Raw genomic sequence first — 17,598 nt, 5'->3', positions numbered from 1 at the left:
CTGTCAGCTCTCATCTCTCAGCGGCAGCCTCGTCCTGGCTGACAGCTGACAGCTGATAGCTGATAGCCTGATTCCATGCGCTTCCTCTCCAGCCACGTCATCCACTTCGTCGTCATGGGGCTCGGCATCTCCCTGGTGCTGGGGCTCCTCCATCCGACGACGCGGCCGGAGCGGACGCGGGCCTCGATCCTCAAGCACGCGGCGGGTCTCATCGGCATCGGCCTGGCGCTGGCCTGGCTGATGTACCTGCTGCCCCGGCATCCCGTCCGCTTCTAGGAGCCGCCGTGGTCGAGAAGGTCCTGGGCCATTGGGCGAACCTGGTCGCCACCCTGGAGCGGATCTGGCTTGAGATCGCCCGGGCGGTGCCGCCCCTGGGCCGGGCCGGGGCCTTCACCATGGAGGTGCTGGGCAAGTACCACAAGGACGACTGCCTGAGCTACGCCGCGGGGCTCAGCTTCTGGTTGATCGTCAGCCTGGTGCCCCTGTCCACCCTGCTCTTCAAGCTGCTGGGCGCCATCCTGGGCAGCCGCGCCTACGGCCCCGGCACGCTGAAGACGCTGCAGGAGATCGTGCCCTACCTGCCGCGCGAGTTCGTCGTGGACGCCGTGGCCAACAGCCAGAAGATCGGCGGCATGGGCCTGTCCTGGGTCGTGCTGCTCTTCGGCAGCTACTGGGGCATCAGCCAGCTGGACACCAGCCTGGCGCACGTCTTCGGCCTGCGGATCAAGAAGCACCGGCAGACCCGCAAGAACCACCTGCTGCGCCAGGTGACGTTCCTGGTGGTGGGTCTGCTCACCCTGGTGATCTTCCTCGCCCTCCTGGTGGGCGGCGCCCTGCGGAAGTTCCTCCCCGCCAGGCAGACGGACTTCCTGCCGTACCTGGCGCCCCTGCTGGGCCTGGTGGTGGTGACCATGGTGCTCCAGCACCTTCCGCGCCTGCACGTGAAGTTCCGCCACGCCCTCCTGGGCGCGGGCATTTCCACGGCCCTGTGGTGGCTGGCGAAGTGGGGCTTCGGCGTCTACCTGCGGCACACCATGACCTGGGGCATCATGTACGGCTCGCTGCTGGGCATCGTGGCCGGCCTGACCTTCCTCTACTACAGCTGCGCCATTCTGCTGCTGGGCGCTGAGATCACCGCCGCCTTCTACCGCCACGAGACCGGCGCCACCCCCGTGCCGCCGTGGCTGCGGGCGAAGGGGGAGCCGGCCGGGCGGCCCTAGGGGACCAGGCCCGGCACGGACTGGCCGGCCACGTCCCAGTGGGCCACCGTGGGCTCGAACTCCAGGAGGAAGTCCCGGTCTTCGGGGTAGTACTTCGCCGTCTCCACGGGGTCGCCCGCGAAGCGGCGGATGGCGTCGAGATCCTCCCAGAAGGTGAGTGTCTGGAAGTGCGCGATCCCCCCCTCCTCGCGCTCCAGGATGAACACGGCGCGGTTCCCGGGGGTGGACTGGTAGTCGGGGATGGCCCGGGCCCGGAGGAAATCCCGGTAGGCCTCCTTCCGGGCGGAGGGGACGCGGCCATGCCACAGGCGGACGATCATGGAGGCCTCCTGGCGGGTGCTCCCATGAAAGGTGCCGCCGGGCCGGTCGTCAACCCCCCCCCCCTCTAATCCGGGGTTCCGCAACCCCGTAACCGCACCATCGGATCCCATGATCGGGAGGATTCCATGCGCCGATTCCGGCTGGCCCTGCTGGGCCTGGCTCTCGCCTTGCCCTTCACCACCGTGCTCCGGGCCCAGGCGCCTCCGCCGCCGCAGGAGCTCCAGGCGGAGAACGCCCGCATCCAGGAGCTCTGGAAGGGGAAGAGATTCCAGGAGGCCCTGACGATCCTGGCCGTGCGGGCCCAATCTCCCGGCTTCACGCAGCTCGGCGCCGAGATGCGGGCCGGCGTGCACTACAACATGGCCTGCGCGGCCTCGCTCCTGGGCCGCCGCGGCGAGGCTCTGGCCTTCCTGGGCCTGGCGGTGGGCGAAGGTCTCAAGGATTGGACCACCTTCAGCGTGGACACGGATCTGGACCCCCTGCGGAAGGAGCCGGGCTTCCTCTGGCTGGAGGGCATCGTCCGCGAGCGGGGGGACTTCGTGGGGATCCTCCGGCGCTTCCAGGACTACGGGCCCGCCCCAGCTGGTCGCACGGCCCCGGCCTTCGCCTACCAGGCCCCGGACGCGCCCGAGCTGGCGGCCCTGCGGAAGGTCTGCCGCCTCGACGAGGTGGCCGGGAGCGGCCCCGAGTTCGAACGGATCGTGAACCTCATGCGCTGGGTCCACGCCCAGGTCCGCCACGACGGCAACTCCAAGAACCCCGAGCCCATGAACGCCCTCCACCTGCTGGAGGTGTGCCGCACGGAGAAGCGCGGGATCAACTGCCGCATGATGGCCACCATCCTCAACGAGGCCTACCTCGCCATGGGCTTCAAGTCCCGCCAGGTCACCTGCCAGCCCCTGGACGAGAAGGACCCGGACTGCCACGTGATCACCACCGTGTGGTCCAACGACCTGGGCCAGTGGCTCTACATGGATCCCACCATGGAGGCGTATTTCACGGACGGCCAGGGCCGCCCCCTCTCCATCGCCGAGGTACGCGAGCGCCTCATCTCCGGCGGGCCGCTGGAACTGGCCAAGGGCGCCAACTGGAACGGGCGTCCCGAGAACCCGGCCACGTACAAGGCCTACATGGCCAAGAACCTGGTGCGGATCACCTGCCCCGTGGAGAGCGCCTTCGGCTACGAGTCCCGGCCGGACCGCCGCTACGTGACCCTGGATGCCGCGGCCTTCCCCCCGCGGCCCGCCCGCGATGCCGCTGGGGGCCTCATCATCCACGATCCCGCCGCCTTCTGGGTCCGGCCATGACGCGCTCCGGCCTTCTGTTGCTCTTGCCCGCGCTCCTAACCGCCCAGGAGACGCCGTCCCTGTCGCGGGCGGAGGCCCTGGCGGTCCTGGCCCGCCCGGGGACGGCGGAGGCCCGGGTGCGGGCCCTGGTGGACCACCTCCACCGGCGCATGCCCTGGGTGGCCACGGACTACCGCACCCGGAGCGTGGACGAGATCCTGGCCCGGGGCAGCGGCAACTGCGCGGACCACGCGAAGGTGCTCCAGGATCTGCTGAAGGCCGGGGGCTTCGAGGCCCGCTGGGTGCAGGAGATCAACCTCCAGGCCCCCTCCGAGCGCCGCCAGGCCTCGGCCCGGGCCAAGGTGGCCGCGCGCGGGCCCAGCTTCAGCGTCTTCGGGTACCAGCACAACGACCACCGCTGGCTGGAAGTCCGCGATCCCGCCAGCGGAGCCTGGTTCCCGGCGGACTCCTCGCTGGGTGTGGTGGGAGGCGAGGCCTGGGCCGCGGCCCGGCTGGGCTTCGGGGCCCGGCCCGCCGCCGTGGCCGACATGATCGCCCCGGTCTTCGTGGAGGCCGTCCAGCCTGGCTGGCCGCCGGAGCCCCGCAGCGAGGCCTACCTCCTCCAGGCCTTCGGCGCCATGGAGGGCGGGCGCGTCCGGAGCCTGCCGGCCTGGCCCGCCTGGGAGAAGGCGGTCCGGGCCCTGGAGCCCCACGCCTCAAGCGCCTTCCGCGGAACGGAGGACCTCGACGCCCAAACCGGGACGCTGGCGGCCCTGGCGGAGGCCTACGCAGCCCTGCGGGCCCAGGCGGAGGCCGGGGCGCATTGAGGGCAGGTCGGCATCCGCCGGGGCGGCGGACGCATGCAGATATCGGAGTGGCGGGGCGGGCCTAGTCCCCGCCCCGCTGGCTGGGCGGGATGGCGAAGCCGTCGGCCTTGTACTCGTTGATCTTGTTCCGCACGGTGCGCAGGGCGATGTCCAGCTGGGTCGCGCAGTGGGTCCGGTTACCCCTGAGGGCGCTGAGGGTGGAGAGCAGCCAGAAGCGCTCCAGCTCCGGCAGGCTCAGGCCCAGGGGCAGGGTCACGGGGGTGCCGAGGGGCAGGCCCACCAAGGGTTTGCGGGGATCGGCCAGCACGGCGCCGGGGACCGGGCTCCTGTCCGAATGCGGGGAGACGCTGGGGGCCTGGTTCGCCCCGGCGGCCAGGGGTGGCGCTGCGGGCGGATCCTGGGGCAGGCCCTCGAAAGCCTCGGTGGGCATGAGCCAGTGGAGGTCCTGCTGGGTGAGGCGGTGGCCCTGGTTCAGCACCACGCAGCGCTGGATGACGTTCTCGAGCTCGCGCAGGTTGCCCGTCCAGGGGTGGCGGGCCAGCGCCGCGAAGAAGCTGGGCGTCAGCTCGGGCACCTCCCGGCCGTTTTCCCGCGCGTAGCGCTCGGCGAAGTGCTCGGCCAGCAGGTTCAGATCCCCCGGCCGTTCCCGCAGCGGGGGCAGGTTCAGGGGGATCACGTTCAGGCGGTAGTAGAGGTCCTCGGAGAAGCGGCCCGCCTTCACCTCGGCCAGGAGGTCCTGGCTGGTGAGGGAGATCAGGCGCACGTCCATGGGCGCGGGACGTCCGCTGCCCGCGCGCTCCTGGAGGATCCGCAACAGCCGGCCCTGGAGGCCGGGAGGCAGGGCTTCCACCGCATCGAGCACCAGGGTGCCGCCCTCCGCCCGCTCCAGGGCGCCGGGTTTCGGGGCCGGCCCGGGACGGGCGCCTTTCTCGCCGCCGAACAGCTCGGCTTCCAGCACCTCCTCGGGAAGGGCCGCGCAGCTGAGGGTCACCAGGGGGCCGCCGTGCCGGGAGCTCGAGCCGTGGATGAGCTGGGCCAGGAGCTCCTTCCCCGTGCCGTTTTCCGCCTGGATGAGGATGGTGGCGCGACTGTCCGCCGCGCGGCGGGCCATGGCCAGGGTCTCTCCGAGGGCGGGATCCTGCGTGAGGGTGAGGGGCGCCTCGGAGGGCTCGGCGGCCTTGAGGTGCCCTTCGGACGCCACGGCCTTCTGCACCGCGGCGCTGAGCTCGTCGGCGCTGAAGGGCCGGTAGAGGACCTCGAAGGCGGCTAGGCGCGCGGTCTCGGGCTCGTCCGCGGCCCCGATCAGCAGGACGGGCAGGACCGGATCGACCGCCTTGAGGCGGGCCGACAGCTCGAGGCCATCCATGCCGGTCGGGTGGAGGTCGGCCACCACGGCGTCGTAGCCGCCCTGGTGGGCCAGCCGGAGGGCCTCGGCGCCCTCCCGGGCCTGGTCCACCGCGAGGCCCGAGCGTTTCAGGCTCGAGGCCACGCCATCCCGCATTCCGGAATCGTCATTCACCACCAGTACCCGAAGGGGAGTCGCCATGATCCGATACATCCAAGCCGCAGCCGACCGGCCGCACCTCCCTGTTATCGGGTGCCGGACTCCGGACTGGAGTTTTGTGCCGGTCTGCGCCGCTTCATCCGTTGGGGCAGGTCCCCGGAGGCCGCCTCGCCCCGGACGGGATCCCCGTGGCGGCGGATGAGGAGGTAGAGCTGGCGGCGGCTCACGCCCAGGCGGAGGGCGGCCTCCACGCGGTTGCCGTAGGCCCGGCGCAGGGCCCGGTGGAGGAGGAAGCGTTCCAGGTCGTGCAGGTTCGTGGCCAGGTCCTCGGCATCGAAGCGGGGCGGACCGGCCGGCTCGGGCTCCGGCAGCTGGCCCAGGAGCTTCCAGCGAAGCATCCGGTTGCGCAGCTCCCGGAGGTTGCCGGGGCAGGGCAGGGTCCCCAGGGCCGGGGGCCAGGGCGCGGGGACGCCCTCCTCCTCCGCCAGGGCCCCCAGCAATCCGGGAAGGCAGTCGGGATCCTCGTCCAGGGCGGGAAGGCGCAACTCCAGGCAGGCCAGGCCGGCGGGCATCGCTCCCCGGGCGGCCACTACGCCTCCAGGATGGAGGGCGGCCCAGGTGGCGCCTTCCTCCACCGAGCCTGCTTCGAACCAGGGGCCCTTGCGACGAAGGGCAAATTCTGCCGCGATTGTCGAGACCCCGGATCCTGCCGGACCGTGGATCCACAGTCCCTCGGGCCGAGCCAGGAGCACGTCCAGGTGGATGCCCCAGCGGCCGAATCCGGGCAGGAGGAAGAGGGGGATCACGGGGACTCCGTGTCCGGGGTTCCGGACATCAGTAGGTCCAGGTGAGGGTGCAGCCCGTGTCCTTGGCGAGCCGTTCCGCCAAGTCGGGGTCGTGCTTGAGGCGCAGGTCCCGGCCGGCCCTGACGCGGGCCACCAGGCCCTCCTTCGATCGGTATTCGAAGGTCACCGGCAGGTCGCCCCGGTGGTCCTTGAGGATCGATTCCAGGCGTGGCGGGCACTCGCCCACCGGCAGCCGCACCAGGGCCCCCGTGAAGCCCTGGCCCTGGAAGGACTCCAGCGGCTCCAGCACGGTGGCGAAGACCTTCACCACGGTCTGCTCCTCTTCCTCCTCGGCCTCCCCATTTCCGTTGCCGCTGCCGTTGGCCTGGAGGGTCTCCACCCGCAGCTCGCCGGTGACGCGCAGCATGGCCTCGGGCACCGCCAGGTGCCGGTAGCGCTCGAAGGGGCGCAGCGTGGCCTTCTTGGTGAGGGGATCCCACTTGCTGGCCATGAGCAGCACTTCCATCTTCCCGGCCAGGTCCTCCACCTGGAGGATGGCCCAGGGCTCGCCCTTCTGGTTGGTCTTGAAGGCCACGGTGCTGACCATGGCGCCCAGCGTCACCTCGCTGCGGTCCCGCAGCCGCCCGGCGGCCACGTCCTCCAGGATCTTGGCGAGGGTGCCATGCGTGTGCACCTGGATGGCGTCGGCGAACTCCTCGAGGGGGTGCCCGCTGACGAAGAGGCCCAGCACCTCGCGCTCGGCGGCCAGCCGCGTGCGGCGGTCCCAGGGCTCGATGCCCTCGGGCACGCGCCAGTCCTCGCTGAGGGTGGCCATCTCGGCGTCATCGAAGAGGCTGGTCATGCCCGTGTCGCCGCTGCCGCGGGAGGCCGCGGAGATGGCGTCCGGCAGGCCCTGGACCAGCGCCGCCCGGTTGGGCTCCAGGCTGTCGAAGGCCCCGGCCTTGATGAGGGACTCCCACACCTTGCGGTTGGCCTTCTGGAGATCCGTGCTCTTCAGTGCGTGGAACAGATCCTTGAAGCCGCCTTCTGCTTCACGCGCCTCGAGAATGGCCTGCAGCGCGGCTTCTCCAAGTCCCTTCACCGCGGCAAATCCGAACCGGATCTGCCGATCCGAGGTGGCCGTGAAGTCCAGGGCCGACTCGTTGATGTCCGGCCCCAGCACCTCGATGCCCCGCTCCCGGCAGTTCTGCACGTACTTGGCCACGTCGTCCGTGCGGCCGGACTTGGTGGACAGCAGGCCCGCCATGAACTCCACGGGGTAGTTGGCCTTCAGGTAGGCGGTCTCGTAGGCCACCATGGCGTAGGCCGCGCTGTGGCTCTTGTTGAAGCCGTAGCCCGCGAAGTACTCGATGAGGTCGAACATCTCGGCGACCTTGCCCTTGTCGTAGCCCCTGGAGGCGCCCCGCTCGATGAACTTGGACTTCTCCTTCGCCATCTTCTCCTTGTCCTTCTTGCCCATGGCGCGGCGCAGCATGTCCGCCTCGCCGAGCGAATACCCGGCCACGAGGCTGGCGATCTGCATGACCTGTTCCTGGTAGAGGATCACGCCGTAGGTGGGGGAGAGGATGGGCTCCAGGTCGGGGAACATGTAGGTCACGGGCTCGCGGCCATGGCGCCGCTCCACGTACGTGGTGCCCATGCCCGCGCCCAGCGGACCCGGACGGAAGAGGGCGTTGAGCGCGATGAGGTCGTCGAAGCGGTCGGGGCCGAGCTGGCGGAGCAGCTGCTTCATGCCCCCGGACTCGAACTGGAAGACGCCATCGGTGTCGCCGGCGGCGAAGAGCTCGAAGGTCTTCTTGTCGTCGAAGGTGCGGATGCTGGTCATGTCCTTGGGCGCGCCGTGGCGCCGGGCGATGACCTCCTGGGTCTTGGCGATCTGGGTGAGCGTCTCCAGGCCCAGGAAGTCCATCTTCAGCAGGCCGGCGCGCTCGGCCTCGGTCATGGTGTACTGCACCATCACCTTCTTGTCCTTGTCCATGCTGAGCGGCGCGAACTGCGTCAGCTCGTCGGGCGCGATGATGACGCCCGCCGCGTGGACCCCGGTGTTGCGGGCCAGGCCCTCCAGCCGCGCCGAGATGTCGAGGATGTTCTTCACCTCGGGATCGCTCTCGTACAGCTCGCGGAGCTTGTCGCTCTTTTCGAGCGCTTCGCCCACGGTGATGGGCTTGCCGGGCTCCTGGGGCACCAGCTTCGTGAGGTTGTTGGCGAAGGCGAAATCCTTCTCGAAGACACGCGCCACGTCCTTGATGACGGCCTTGGTCTTGAGCTGGTTGATGGTGACGATGTTGCTGACCTTGTCCTGGCCGTATTTCTCGGTCACATAGTCGATGACCCGCTGGCGCCCGTCGCGGCAGAAGTCGATGTCCACGTCGGGCATGGAGACGCGCTCAGGATTGAGGAAGCGCTCGAAGAGCAGGTCGTACTGCATCGGATCGATGTCCGTGATCTTCATGGACCAGGCCACGATGCTGCCCGCCGCGGAGCCGCGGCCCGGGCCCACGGGCACGCCCATCTCCCGGGCCTTGCGGATGAAATCCCAGACCAGCAGGAAGTAGCCCGGGAAGCCCATCTTGAGGATCATGTCCAGCTCGAAGGCCAGGCGCTCCCGGTACTTCGCCTCGGGGTGCTTCAGCGTGCCGGCCTGCCAGCGCGGACGGCACTCGGCGATGCGCTGCTCGAAGGTCTCCTTGGCGATGTGGACGAAGTAGGACTCCAGGTCGTAGCCGTCGGGCACCGGGAACTGGGGCGTGACGGGCTTCCGCGTGATGGGGAACAGGTCCACCTTGGCGGCGATCTCCAGCGTGCGCTCCAGGTAATCCGGGTGGTCGGGGAAGACCGACCGCATCTCCTCCGGCGTCTTCACGAAGAACTGGTCCGTGGAGAAGCGCATGCGCTTCTCCTTGGCCTTGGTGGTCTTCGTGCCGATGCACAGCAGCGTGTCGTGGAGGTCGGAATCCTCGTGGTTGAGGTAGTGGGCGTCGTTGGTGGCCACCAGGGGGATGCCCAGGCGGGCCGCCAGCTCCTGCTGGAAGGGGATGATCTCCTTCTCCTTGTCGAAGCCCTGGTCCTGGATCTCCAGGTAGAAGTCCTCGCCGAAGAGGTCGCGGAAGTCGCGGGCCACGCGCTCGGCCTGGTCCAGCCGGTTCTGGAGGATGCGGGCCTGCACCTCGCCGCCCAGGCAGGCCGACAGGGCGATGAGGCCCTCGCTGTGCTCACGGAGGATGTCCTTGTCGATGCGCGGCTTGTAATAGAAGCCCTCGGTGAAACCCGCCGATACCAGCTTGGAGAGGTTGGCGAACCCCTTCGGGTTCTTGGCCAGCAGCACCAGGTGGTAGCCGGCGTCGCGCGATCCGCTGGGGTCCACGCAGTCCTCGAGGCCCTCCTCGCCCGTGAGGTTCTTGGCCTCCAGCTTCCGGTCGAAGCGGGTCTTGGGGGCCACGTAGACTTCGCAGCCCAGGATGGGCTTCACGGCCCAGTTCCCCTCGGCGTCCTTCGTCTTCTCGCAGGCGTCGAAGAGCTTCATCATGCCGAACATGTTTCCGTGGTCGGTGACGGCCACGGCGGGCATGCCCGAGGCGCGGCACTTCTTCACCAAATCGGGGATGCGGGTCAGGCCGTCGAGCAGCGAATACTCGGAGTGCAGGTGGAGATGGGCGAAGCTCATGCCCCCATTCTCCGCCGGATCGGCCGCTGCCGGGCAAGTGCCCGAGGATCAGCACCCGATCCCTGCGGGATCAGCACTCGATCCCTGCGGGATCAGCACCCGATCCCTGCGGGATCAGCACTCGATCCCTGCGGGATCAGCACTCGATCCCTGCGGGATCAGTGCCGGGAGAGCAACTCCCGGAGCGTCTCCCGGAGGCTGGCGGCATCCAGGCCCAGGTCCAGCCGGACATGGGGGCCCGCGGTGATGGGGCCGCCCAGCTGGATCCACCGGGGACGCCGGCGCAGCAGGTCGTCTTCTCGCCAGACGGCCAGGATGCTGGGTTCCCGGGCCCAGATGAGGACGCTGGGGTAGGGACCCTCCCGGGGGGGCACGGTGCCCCACAGATGCACATCGGCGCCCCAGCTGTGGAGCCATTCCTGGATCCGGGCGCTGGCTTCGGGGTCGTCCATGCCCAGGGCCACCGTCCATCCGGCCAGGAAGCCCCTGGTGCCCGGCTGGGTGTCGCCCTCGCGCTCGTACCAGCCCAGCCGCTCGGGGTGGCGTAGGAGGCGGGTCCGCAGGTGGTAGGAAGCGCCGTCCAGGGCCACCAGGGGCGCCTCGGGGTTCTCGCGCACGCGGTCCGCCCACCTGCTTCCGAAGAGCCCTTCCATCAGCGCGGAGGGTCGGTCAGTCCGGAAGGCATTGCCCGGCACGAGGCTGCGCCAGATCTCGACCTCCGTCTCGGCGCGCTGGACGCGGGATTCCATGTCCCGCACCACGAACCACTGCCAGGAGGTGCCGATGGCCATGGCCAGGATCACGAGGCTGAAGCCGGACAGCCGGATCTTGATCCCGAAGAGGCTCTGGGCGGCGATTTCCACCACCACCGGGACGGTCAGGGCGAAGAAGGCGAAGAACAGCCGCCGCCCCATGGGGTCGCCTTCCTGCCGGGCCCGCAGGGACCAGTAGACGATGAACCCGCAGCCCAGGAGGTAGGTGAGGTCGTAGAGGCCGTGGGCCCACACCTCCGCCTGGCTCGGGTGGGTCAGGAGGAGGTTGCGGATGTAGTTGGGGATCATGCCCAGGGCGATCCATCCGGGGAATCGCCGCGAGAAGTGCCGCGGGAACAGGTTCACCAGGGCCGCGCAGAGGGTGATGAATCCGACGGCCACCAGCAGGCTCTGGATGCGGTCCACCAGGTCCGGATTCCAGGCCGGCAAGGTGCCGAGGGCCAGCACCCCGTGCCGGACGCCCACCAGCAGGCAGGTCAGGGCCATCCAGCCCATCATCCGATCCCGCCGGGCCAGGGCATCCAGGCCGAAACCCACGAAGAGGGTCGCCAGCGCCCCCGCCTGCAGGGCGTCGAGGAATGGCCAGTCCAGGAGTTGCATGCGAAAGCCCTCGGGCGGTGGGAGGATGATTCCGTCCAGCCTAAGTCGCTTTCATTGAACAATCCATTCCGCGTCCGCCCGCTCCGGCCTAATCCATTCCCCTCCGCCTCGCGTAGCCGCCACATCCTGGAGAAGCCGTGACCATCCCCTGGAGGCCCCGTTGATCGCCTTCGAGAACCTGGAAGTGCGCTACGCCGCCGCGGCGGCGCCCGCCCTGAAGGGGCTGACCCTCGCCCTCGACCAGGGCATCGTGGGCCTGCTGGGCCCCAACGGCGCCGGCAAGTCCACCCTGCTGAAGGCCCTTCTCGGCCTCCTGCGCCCCTCCGCCGGCGGCGGGACGGTGCTGGGCGTGGCCCTCGGGGCCCCCGAGGCCGCCAAGCTCCGGGCGCGCATCGGCTACATGCCCGAGTACGACGCCCTCATCGAGGACGCCTCGGCCTATGAGCAGGTGGCCTTCTGGGGCGAGCTGAGCGGCCTGGCGCCGGAGTCGGCCCGGGACCGGGCCCACGAGGTGCTCTACTTCGTGGGTCTGGACGAGGCCCGCTACCGGCCCGTCAGCGGCTACTCCACGGGCATGCGCCAGCGGGTGAAGCTGGCCCAGGCCCTGGTGCACAGCCCCGAGCTGGTGTTCCTGGACGAGCCCACCAACGGCCTCGATCCCGACGGCCGCCGCCGCATGCTGGACCTGGTGCTGCGCGTCCACGCGGAGCTGGGCACCGGCGTCATCCTGGCCTCCCACCTGCTGGGCGACGTGGAGCGCGTGGCGGACCAGCTGGTGATCCTCGACCAGGGCCAGATCAAGGCCGCGGGCTCCATGGCGGGCCTGCGCAGGGCCCTGGCCCGGCGCGTGGAGCTGCGCTTCCTCGACCCGCTCGATGCCGCCCAGGAGGCCGCCCTGGCGGAGCTGGGCGCGGTGCTGGAGGCCCGCAACGGCCTCTACGACCTGGAGCTGGCTGAGGCCGATCCCACGGCCGCCTTCCGCTGGGCCCAAGGGCAGGGCGCCACGCTGATCCAGCTCACGCCCCGCCACGACCGCCTTGATGAAGTGCTCCTCCGGGCGCTGCATCCTCAGATGGGAGCCTAGGCCATGCCGATCTACGCCCCCACCCTTCCGCCCGCGCCGGACCTGAGCCACGGACAGCCGCCGGCCCTGGTGCTCGCGCGCTTCGACATGACCCGGCTCTGGCGTCAGAAGATCGGCCGCTTCTTCGGCTTCACCTTCCTCTTCCTGCTGCTGTGGAAGGTGGCCCGCATCTACGTGGACCACCTGCTCCAGACCAACCAGACCTTCAAGCCCATGCAGGATTTCGCGAAGACCATTCTCACCCAGGGGGCGGACTTCCAGGCGGATCTGCTGAACCCCGCCAGCTACCTGCTCTGGTTCCTGGTGGCCCTGGTGGGTGGGGGCCTGGTGGCGCGGGACACGCTCTACCGCGTGCGGCCCCTCATGTATGCCCACCCCGTGGCGCCCCGGGACTACCTGCTCGCCAAGCTGGGCTTCGCCTCGGCGCTGCCCTTCGCCATCCTCCTGCCTTTCGCCCTCCTGCCCTGGCTCATGTCCCTGATCCTCGCCGGCGCCAGCGGCCCCGTGTGGGTGACGGCGCCCCTGAGGCTGCTGCCGGCCATGGCCGTCAGCTCGGTCCTCATGGGCACCCTGGCCGCGGGCGCCTCCAGCATGGCCGCCACCCCCCGGGCGGGCATCGGCTGGGTGCTGGGCCTGGTGCTGGGCTCGGCCACCCTGGCCTCCATGATCCAGGGACTGACAGGGTTCTCGGCGGTGCAGGCCATCAACCCGATCCTGCTGGCGGAGACCTGGCCCCAGCTCTTCGTGGGCGTGGCCCACCCCCTGATGGGCTGGGGCCCCGCGCTGCTCGGCACGGCCTTCCACCTGGGCCTGTGGACCTTCGTGGCCGCGAAGCGGACCATGCCGTCGGAGGCGGTCATCTGATGATTTCCCTCGATCGCGCCTCCCTCCGCTACGGGCCCATCCTGGGCCTCAGCCCCACCACCTTCGAGCTGCCGGACGGCGGCGGCATCACGGGCCTGCTGGGCCCCAACGGCGCCGGCAAGTCCTCCCTGCTGCAGCTGCTCTCGGGCCTGCTGCCGCCCTCCGGCGGCGACGTGAAGGTTTTCGGGGCAGCCCCCTTCCGCAACCCCGCCGTGCTGGCGCGCCTGGGCCTGGTGCCCGAGGGGGACCGCCTGCCGACGGGCCTCCGAGCCGACCGCTGGCTGCGCATGATGGGCGAACTGTCCGGGCTGTCCGGCCAGCCCCTGAAGGCGGCCGTGGCGCGCGTGCTCACCACGGTGGGCATGGCCGACCGCGCCCACCTCACCTTCGCCCGCATGTCCAAGGGCATGCGCCAGCGCATCCGCCTGGCCCAGGCCCTGCTGCACGAGCCGGAACTGCTCATCCTGGACGAGCCGTTCAACGGCCTGGATCCCGAGGCCCGCCTCACGCTCATGGCCCTGCTGCGGGACCTCGCGGCGACGGGCACACGCATCCTGGTGTCGAGCCACATCCTGGGCGAGATCGCCCAGCTCACGGACCGCATCCTGCTGCTGTTCCGGGGCCGCCTGCTGGCGGAGGGCACCGTCACGGAGATCCGCCAGCTGCTGGACCGGCATCCCGTGGAACTGCGCCTCACGGGCGAGGCCCAGGTGCTGGCCCGCTGGGCGGTGGAGCAGCCGGAGCTGGCGGCCCTGCGCATGGAGGAGGGCGCCGTGGTGATCTCGGTGCGCTCGCCCCGGGACATCCTGCCCCGCCTCCAGAAGGCCGCGGCGGAGGGGGGCATCCCGCTGCGGGCGCTGGATCCGCTGGATCTCAACCTGGATGCGGTCTTCCAGTACCTCACCAAGGACCACGCCTAATGCTGTCCGGGGGTTCCTCGCTGCGCGACTCCATGTATCCCAACGCTTTGCGTTGGTCCCACGCGCCTTTGGCTTGTGGACATGGAGCCTCCCCCCGGGCCCCCGCGCCCGCGCCAGACGAAGCCTGTCCCGGGCTTGCTCCGCCAACCATCTGGGGGAATCCATGACCACGACAGCTCCCTCTCCGCTGATGACGATCCGCGCCACGGCCCGCGGCTACGCGCCGCGCGTGCTCCAGGGCCGGGGCTGGGTCCTGGCGGCCCTGGTCATGGCACCCGTGGGCCTCAGCCTCCTCATCTTCACCATCAGCCGGCTCCGGGGCCTGGACGCCGATCCCAGTGAGGCCCTCCGCATCTTCCACGAGGGCCTGGTGAAGATGATGCTGCCCATCATGGCCCTGGTGGCGGCCCCGGCGGGCATCCGCGAGGACCTGGAACAGCGCACCCTGCCCCTGCTGCTGGTGCGCCCCGCCCCCGCCTGGACCCTGCCTCTGGGCAAGGGCCTGCCCTGGTTCGCCTGGGGTGCCGCCTGGCTCATCCTCGGGGCCCTCGGCCTCCAGCTGGTCGGAGGCGACCCCGCGCTGCTGCCGGGCCGCATCCTGGCCCTGGTGGGCGCCTGGTGGGGCGAGCTGGCCCTCATGACCCTGGTGGGTCTGGTCTTCAAGCGCGGCACCCTCTGGGGCGCCCTCTACTTCTTCCTCTGGGAGCCGCTGGTGCGGATCTTCCCGCCCTTCCTCCAGCGCCTGACCTTCACCCACCACATCGAGAGCCTGGCGGGCAGCCGCGCCGCCCAGGTGGGGGCGCCCCAGCTCCTGGCCCAGGAACAGGTGACGACCCATCCCGTCCTGGCCCTCCTGGCCCTCCTGGCCTTCGGCGCCCTCTGCTGGGCCCTCGCCGGCTGGAAGCTCCACCGCACCCCCGTGGGGCTGGCGGGCAGCGAAGCGGAGGGCTGATCCGCTCCGCTTCCCGCCGGACGGCATCCACCCTCAGGGGAGGAGCACCAGGGCGCCCCGGGTCGCCCGGGACTCGAGCAGGGCATGGGCCTGGGCGGCCTCGCGCAGGGGAAGCGTGCCGTGGATGTGGGCCCGGATGATCCCCTGCGTCTGCGCGGCGAACACCTCCGCGATATCGGCGCGCAGGATGGCGGGATCAGCCTTGGCGATGTGGCCGATGATGCTGGGGCGCTGGAAGGCCAGGGAGCCGCGGCGCCCCAGTTCCTCGGAGTTCACCGGGGGCACGGGGCCGCTGCTCCGGCCGAAGGAGGCCAGGAGCCCGAAGGGGGCCAGGCTGTCCAGGGAGGCTTCGAAGGTGTCCCGCCCGACCGAATCGAACACGGTGCCCACGCCGCGGCCGCCCGTGATCCGGCGGACCTCGGCGGCCAGCTGGTCGTAGGCGGCGCCCCGGGGCACCACGACGACGGCTTCGGCGCCTTCCGCCCGGACCGCCGTGGCCTTCTCCTCGCTGCCCACCACACCGATGACCCGGCCCCCTTCGTGGGCCAGCCACCGGGTCAGGATGAGCCCCACGCCACCCGCCGCGGCGTGGACCAGGACCCAGGGTTCCGCTCCGGCGCGCCACACCCGCCGGACCAGCATGTGCGCCGTCAGGCCCTTGAAGAGAAGGGCCGCAGCCACCTCGTCAGACAGGCTCGCGGGCAGCGGCACCAGCCGGTCGGCGGGGTGGTTCCGCGCCTCCGAGTAGGCGCCCGTGGGCCCGTCCACATAGGCGACCCGCTGGCCCACCGCCAGTCCCGTCACGCCGGGCCCCAGGGCTTCCACGACTCCGGCGGCTTCGAAGCCCGGCACCGCGGGCAGGGGCACCGGATAGGCGCCGCTGCGGTGGTAGACGTCGATGTAGTTCACGCCGATCGCCGTGTGGCGAAGGCGGGCTTCGCCAGGTCCCGGATCGGGGAGGTCCGCCTCCACCCACTGGAGGACCTCGGGCCCGCCGGGCGCGGTGAACTGGATGCGATGGGTCATGGGAGCTCCTATTGTTCGATTGTCATCAAACAATAGATTGATATAGCCACCAGGTGTTCCCGGTCAATAGAAATAGTTTAAGAACAATCAAAATATTTGACTGTCCGAACCTGAACCCGGGCATCCTGGATCCATGCGGAATCTCCATCATCCCGGGCGCGAACAGCTCGATCTTCCGGCGGTGCTCTACGCGCTGAGTGATCCCACGCGCCTCGAGATCGTGCGCAGGCTGGCCGGAGACGGGGAACGGGCCTGCGGGACCTTCGGCCTGCCTGCCACCAAGGCCACGCTGAGCCACCACTTCAAGGTCCTGCGGGAGGCCGGGCTCATCCAGACGCGGGTGGAGGGTGTCCATCGCTACAACAGCCTGCGGAAGCAGGATCTGGACGCCCGCTTCCCGGGCCTGCTGAAGGCGGTCCTCAAGGCCTCCGGCCCCTGTTGAGACGAGGCTCCGGGCCGCCGGGGCGATAGACTGGAGGGATGGCCGAACCCTTCCGCACCGTCACGCCCGCGGGCACCGAGATCCTCGTCGAACCCATCCCGCACGTGCGGAGCTGCTCGGTGGGGTTCTGGGTGCGGCGCGGCTCCCGGCACGAAGGGCCCGCGGAGGAGGGCCTGGCCCACTTCCTCGAACACACGGTCTTCAAGGGCACGGCCTCCTACGCCACGCCGGATGAGATGGCCGCGGCCACGGACCGCCTGGGCGGGCACGTGGACGCCTTCACGGGCAAGGAGGTGGCCTGCTTCTACGGGAAGGTGCTGTCCGAGCAGCTGCCGGACCTGGTGGGCCTGCTGGGCGAGCTGGTGACCTCCCCTCGCTTCGACGCAGAGGAGCTGGTGCGCGAGCGGAGCGTCATCCTGGAGGAGATCGCCCAGAGCGAGGACCAGCCGGACGACTGGGTGAGCGAGCTGTTCTACGGGGGCTTCTGGGAAGGCACGCCGCTGGCGCATCCGATCCTGGGCACGCGGGACCAGGTGTCGGCCTACGGCCCCTTGGAAGCCCGGGCCTTCTTCGACCACACCTACCGGGCGCCCAACCTCGTGGTGGCCGCGGCCGGGGCCCTCGAGCCCGGCGCCCTCCAGGCGCTGCTGGCGCCCATCCTGGACCGCCTGCCGAAGGGCACGGACCATGCTCCGGACCGGCCGGCCCGCACGCGGCCCTTCCTGCTCAACGTGCCCCGGAAGGATCTCCAGCAGGCCAACCTGGTGATGGGCTTCCCCGCGCCGGACCACCGCTCGCCGGACCGCTCCGCCGCCAACCTCCTGAGCCAGGTGCTCGGGGGCGGCATGGCCTCGCGCCTCTTCCTGGAGCTGCGCGAGCGCCGGGGCCTCTGCTACCAGGTGGGCAGCTACCTCAGCCCCTACGCCGACACGGGCGCCCTGCAGATCAGCGCCAGCTGCGCCCCGGCCCAGCTCCGGGAGTTGGTGCAGCGCACCATGGCCGAATGCGCGCGCATCCGCGAGACCGGAGTGGCGGCCGACGAGCTGGAGCGCGCCAAGCTCCAGGCCCGCACCAGCCTCGTGTTCAGCCAGGAGAGCAGCAGCAGCCGCATGTTCAGCCTGGCCCACCAGGCCATCCACCAGCGCGGCCTCCGCAGCCTCGACCAGCAGATCGCGGAGATCGACGCCGTCACGCGGGAGGACCTGCAGCGCATGGCGCAGGCCCTGCTCGACCCCGCCCGCGTCGGCGTCAGCACCCTCGGCACGCGCCGCGGCTGCGACATCCGGCCCCAGGACCTGGTGGCCTGAGC

General features: G+C 70.5%; 16 protein-coding genes. 10 read left to right on the top strand and 6 right to left on the bottom strand.

Annotated elements, in window-relative coordinates:
- Positions 1–75 precede the first annotated feature (75 nt).
- Together MLE42_RS10335 and MLE42_RS10330 are read left to right on the top strand one after the other, a co-directional pair.
- The gene (locus MLE42_RS10335; RefSeq protein WP_243287799.1) at positions 76–276 is read left to right on the top strand and encodes a hypothetical protein; all 201 of its coding nucleotides are present in this window, start codon (positions 76–78) and stop codon (positions 274–276) included.
- Between the two features lie 8 nt (positions 277–284).
- Positions 285–1,220, top strand: coding sequence for a YihY/virulence factor BrkB family protein (locus tag MLE42_RS10330; RefSeq protein ID WP_243287798.1), 936 nt, complete (start codon positions 285–287; stop codon positions 1,218–1,220).
- On the opposite strand, the gene MLE42_RS10325 is transcribed toward MLE42_RS10330, so the two are convergent.
- Positions 1,217–1,540 (bottom strand): hypothetical protein, encoded by a 324-nt coding sequence (locus tag MLE42_RS10325; RefSeq protein ID WP_243287797.1) that lies wholly within the window; start codon positions 1,538–1,540, stop codon positions 1,217–1,219. The genes MLE42_RS10330 and MLE42_RS10325 overlap by 4 nt on opposite strands.
- Before the next feature lie 126 nt (positions 1,541–1,666).
- Here MLE42_RS10325 and MLE42_RS16180 point away from each other — a divergent pair, with 126 nt between their 5' ends.
- The gene (locus tag MLE42_RS16180; protein WP_275975841.1) at positions 1,667–2,848 is read left to right on the top strand and encodes a transglutaminase-like domain-containing protein; all 1,182 of its coding nucleotides are present in this window, start codon (positions 1,667–1,669) and stop codon (positions 2,846–2,848) included.
- Complete coding sequence (locus MLE42_RS10315; protein WP_243287796.1) at positions 2,845–3,654, top strand: transglutaminase-like domain-containing protein; 810 nt, start codon at positions 2,845–2,847, stop codon at positions 3,652–3,654. Before MLE42_RS16180 ends, MLE42_RS10315 begins: the two co-directional genes overlap by 4 nt.
- Positions 3,655–3,715: 61 nt before the next feature.
- Here MLE42_RS10315 and MLE42_RS10310 read toward each other — a convergent pair whose 3' ends face one another.
- The 4 genes from MLE42_RS10310 to MLE42_RS10295 form a co-directional block, all read right to left on the bottom strand.
- Entirely contained in the window at positions 3,716–5,200 is a 1,485-nt protein-coding gene (locus tag MLE42_RS10310; protein WP_243287795.1) for a sigma-54-dependent transcriptional regulator, read from the bottom strand.
- 44 nt (positions 5,201–5,244) lie between these two features.
- A complete protein-coding gene (locus MLE42_RS16300; RefSeq protein ID WP_243287794.1) occupies positions 5,245–5,964 on the bottom strand; it encodes a helix-turn-helix domain-containing protein in 720 nt (239 codons plus the stop codon).
- A gap of 28 nt (positions 5,965–5,992) precedes the next feature.
- A complete protein-coding gene (gene dnaE, locus MLE42_RS10300; protein WP_243287793.1) occupies positions 5,993–9,628 on the bottom strand; it encodes a DNA polymerase III subunit alpha in 3,636 nt (1,211 codons plus the stop codon).
- 158 nt (positions 9,629–9,786) lie between these two features.
- Positions 9,787–11,001, bottom strand: coding sequence for a hypothetical protein (locus MLE42_RS10295; protein WP_243287792.1), 1,215 nt, complete (start codon positions 10,999–11,001; stop codon positions 9,787–9,789).
- A 160-nt stretch (positions 11,002–11,161) separates the two neighbouring features.
- Here MLE42_RS10295 and MLE42_RS10290 point away from each other — a divergent pair, with 160 nt between their 5' ends.
- The 4 genes from MLE42_RS10290 (at position 11,162) to MLE42_RS10275 (ending at position 14,821) form a co-directional block, all read left to right on the top strand.
- On the top strand, positions 11,162–12,085 hold the full coding sequence (locus tag MLE42_RS10290; protein WP_243287791.1) for an ABC transporter ATP-binding protein: 924 nt from the start codon (positions 11,162–11,164) through the stop codon (positions 12,083–12,085).
- A gap of 3 nt (positions 12,086–12,088) precedes the next feature.
- Positions 12,089–12,949, top strand: a complete 861-nt coding sequence (locus MLE42_RS10285) for a hypothetical protein (RefSeq protein ID WP_243287790.1) — start codon at positions 12,089–12,091, stop codon at positions 12,947–12,949.
- Positions 12,949–13,869: an ABC transporter ATP-binding protein gene (locus MLE42_RS10280; protein ID WP_243287789.1), complete on the top strand. Its 921-nt coding sequence runs from the start codon at positions 12,949–12,951 to the stop codon at positions 13,867–13,869. Before MLE42_RS10285 ends, MLE42_RS10280 begins: the two co-directional genes overlap by 1 nt.
- A gap of 163 nt (positions 13,870–14,032) precedes the next feature.
- Positions 14,033–14,821, top strand: a complete 789-nt coding sequence (locus tag MLE42_RS10275; RefSeq protein WP_243287788.1) for an ABC transporter permease — start codon at positions 14,033–14,035, stop codon at positions 14,819–14,821.
- A gap of 33 nt (positions 14,822–14,854) precedes the next feature.
- Here the strand turns inward: MLE42_RS10275 and MLE42_RS10270 are convergent, their stop codons facing one another.
- Positions 14,855–15,847: a quinone oxidoreductase family protein gene (locus MLE42_RS10270; RefSeq protein ID WP_243287787.1), complete on the bottom strand. Its 993-nt coding sequence runs from the start codon at positions 15,845–15,847 to the stop codon at positions 14,855–14,857.
- 133 nt (positions 15,848–15,980) lie between these two features.
- Here MLE42_RS10270 and MLE42_RS10265 point away from each other — a divergent pair, with 133 nt between their 5' ends.
- Both MLE42_RS10265 and MLE42_RS10260 read left to right on the top strand, forming a co-directional pair.
- Positions 15,981–16,289, top strand: coding sequence for an ArsR/SmtB family transcription factor (locus MLE42_RS10265; RefSeq protein ID WP_243287786.1), 309 nt, complete (start codon positions 15,981–15,983; stop codon positions 16,287–16,289).
- Between the two features lie 38 nt (positions 16,290–16,327).
- Positions 16,328–17,596: a M16 family metallopeptidase gene (locus MLE42_RS10260; RefSeq protein ID WP_243287785.1), complete on the top strand. Its 1,269-nt coding sequence runs from the start codon at positions 16,328–16,330 to the stop codon at positions 17,594–17,596.
- Positions 17,597–17,598 lie beyond the last annotated feature (2 nt).

It is taken from the genome of Geothrix terrae (assembly GCF_022808775.1).
GTDB classification, from domain to species: Bacteria; Acidobacteriota; Holophagae; order Holophagales; family Holophagaceae; genus Geothrix; species Geothrix terrae.
This window is presented reverse-complemented; position numbering and strand designations above follow the sequence as displayed.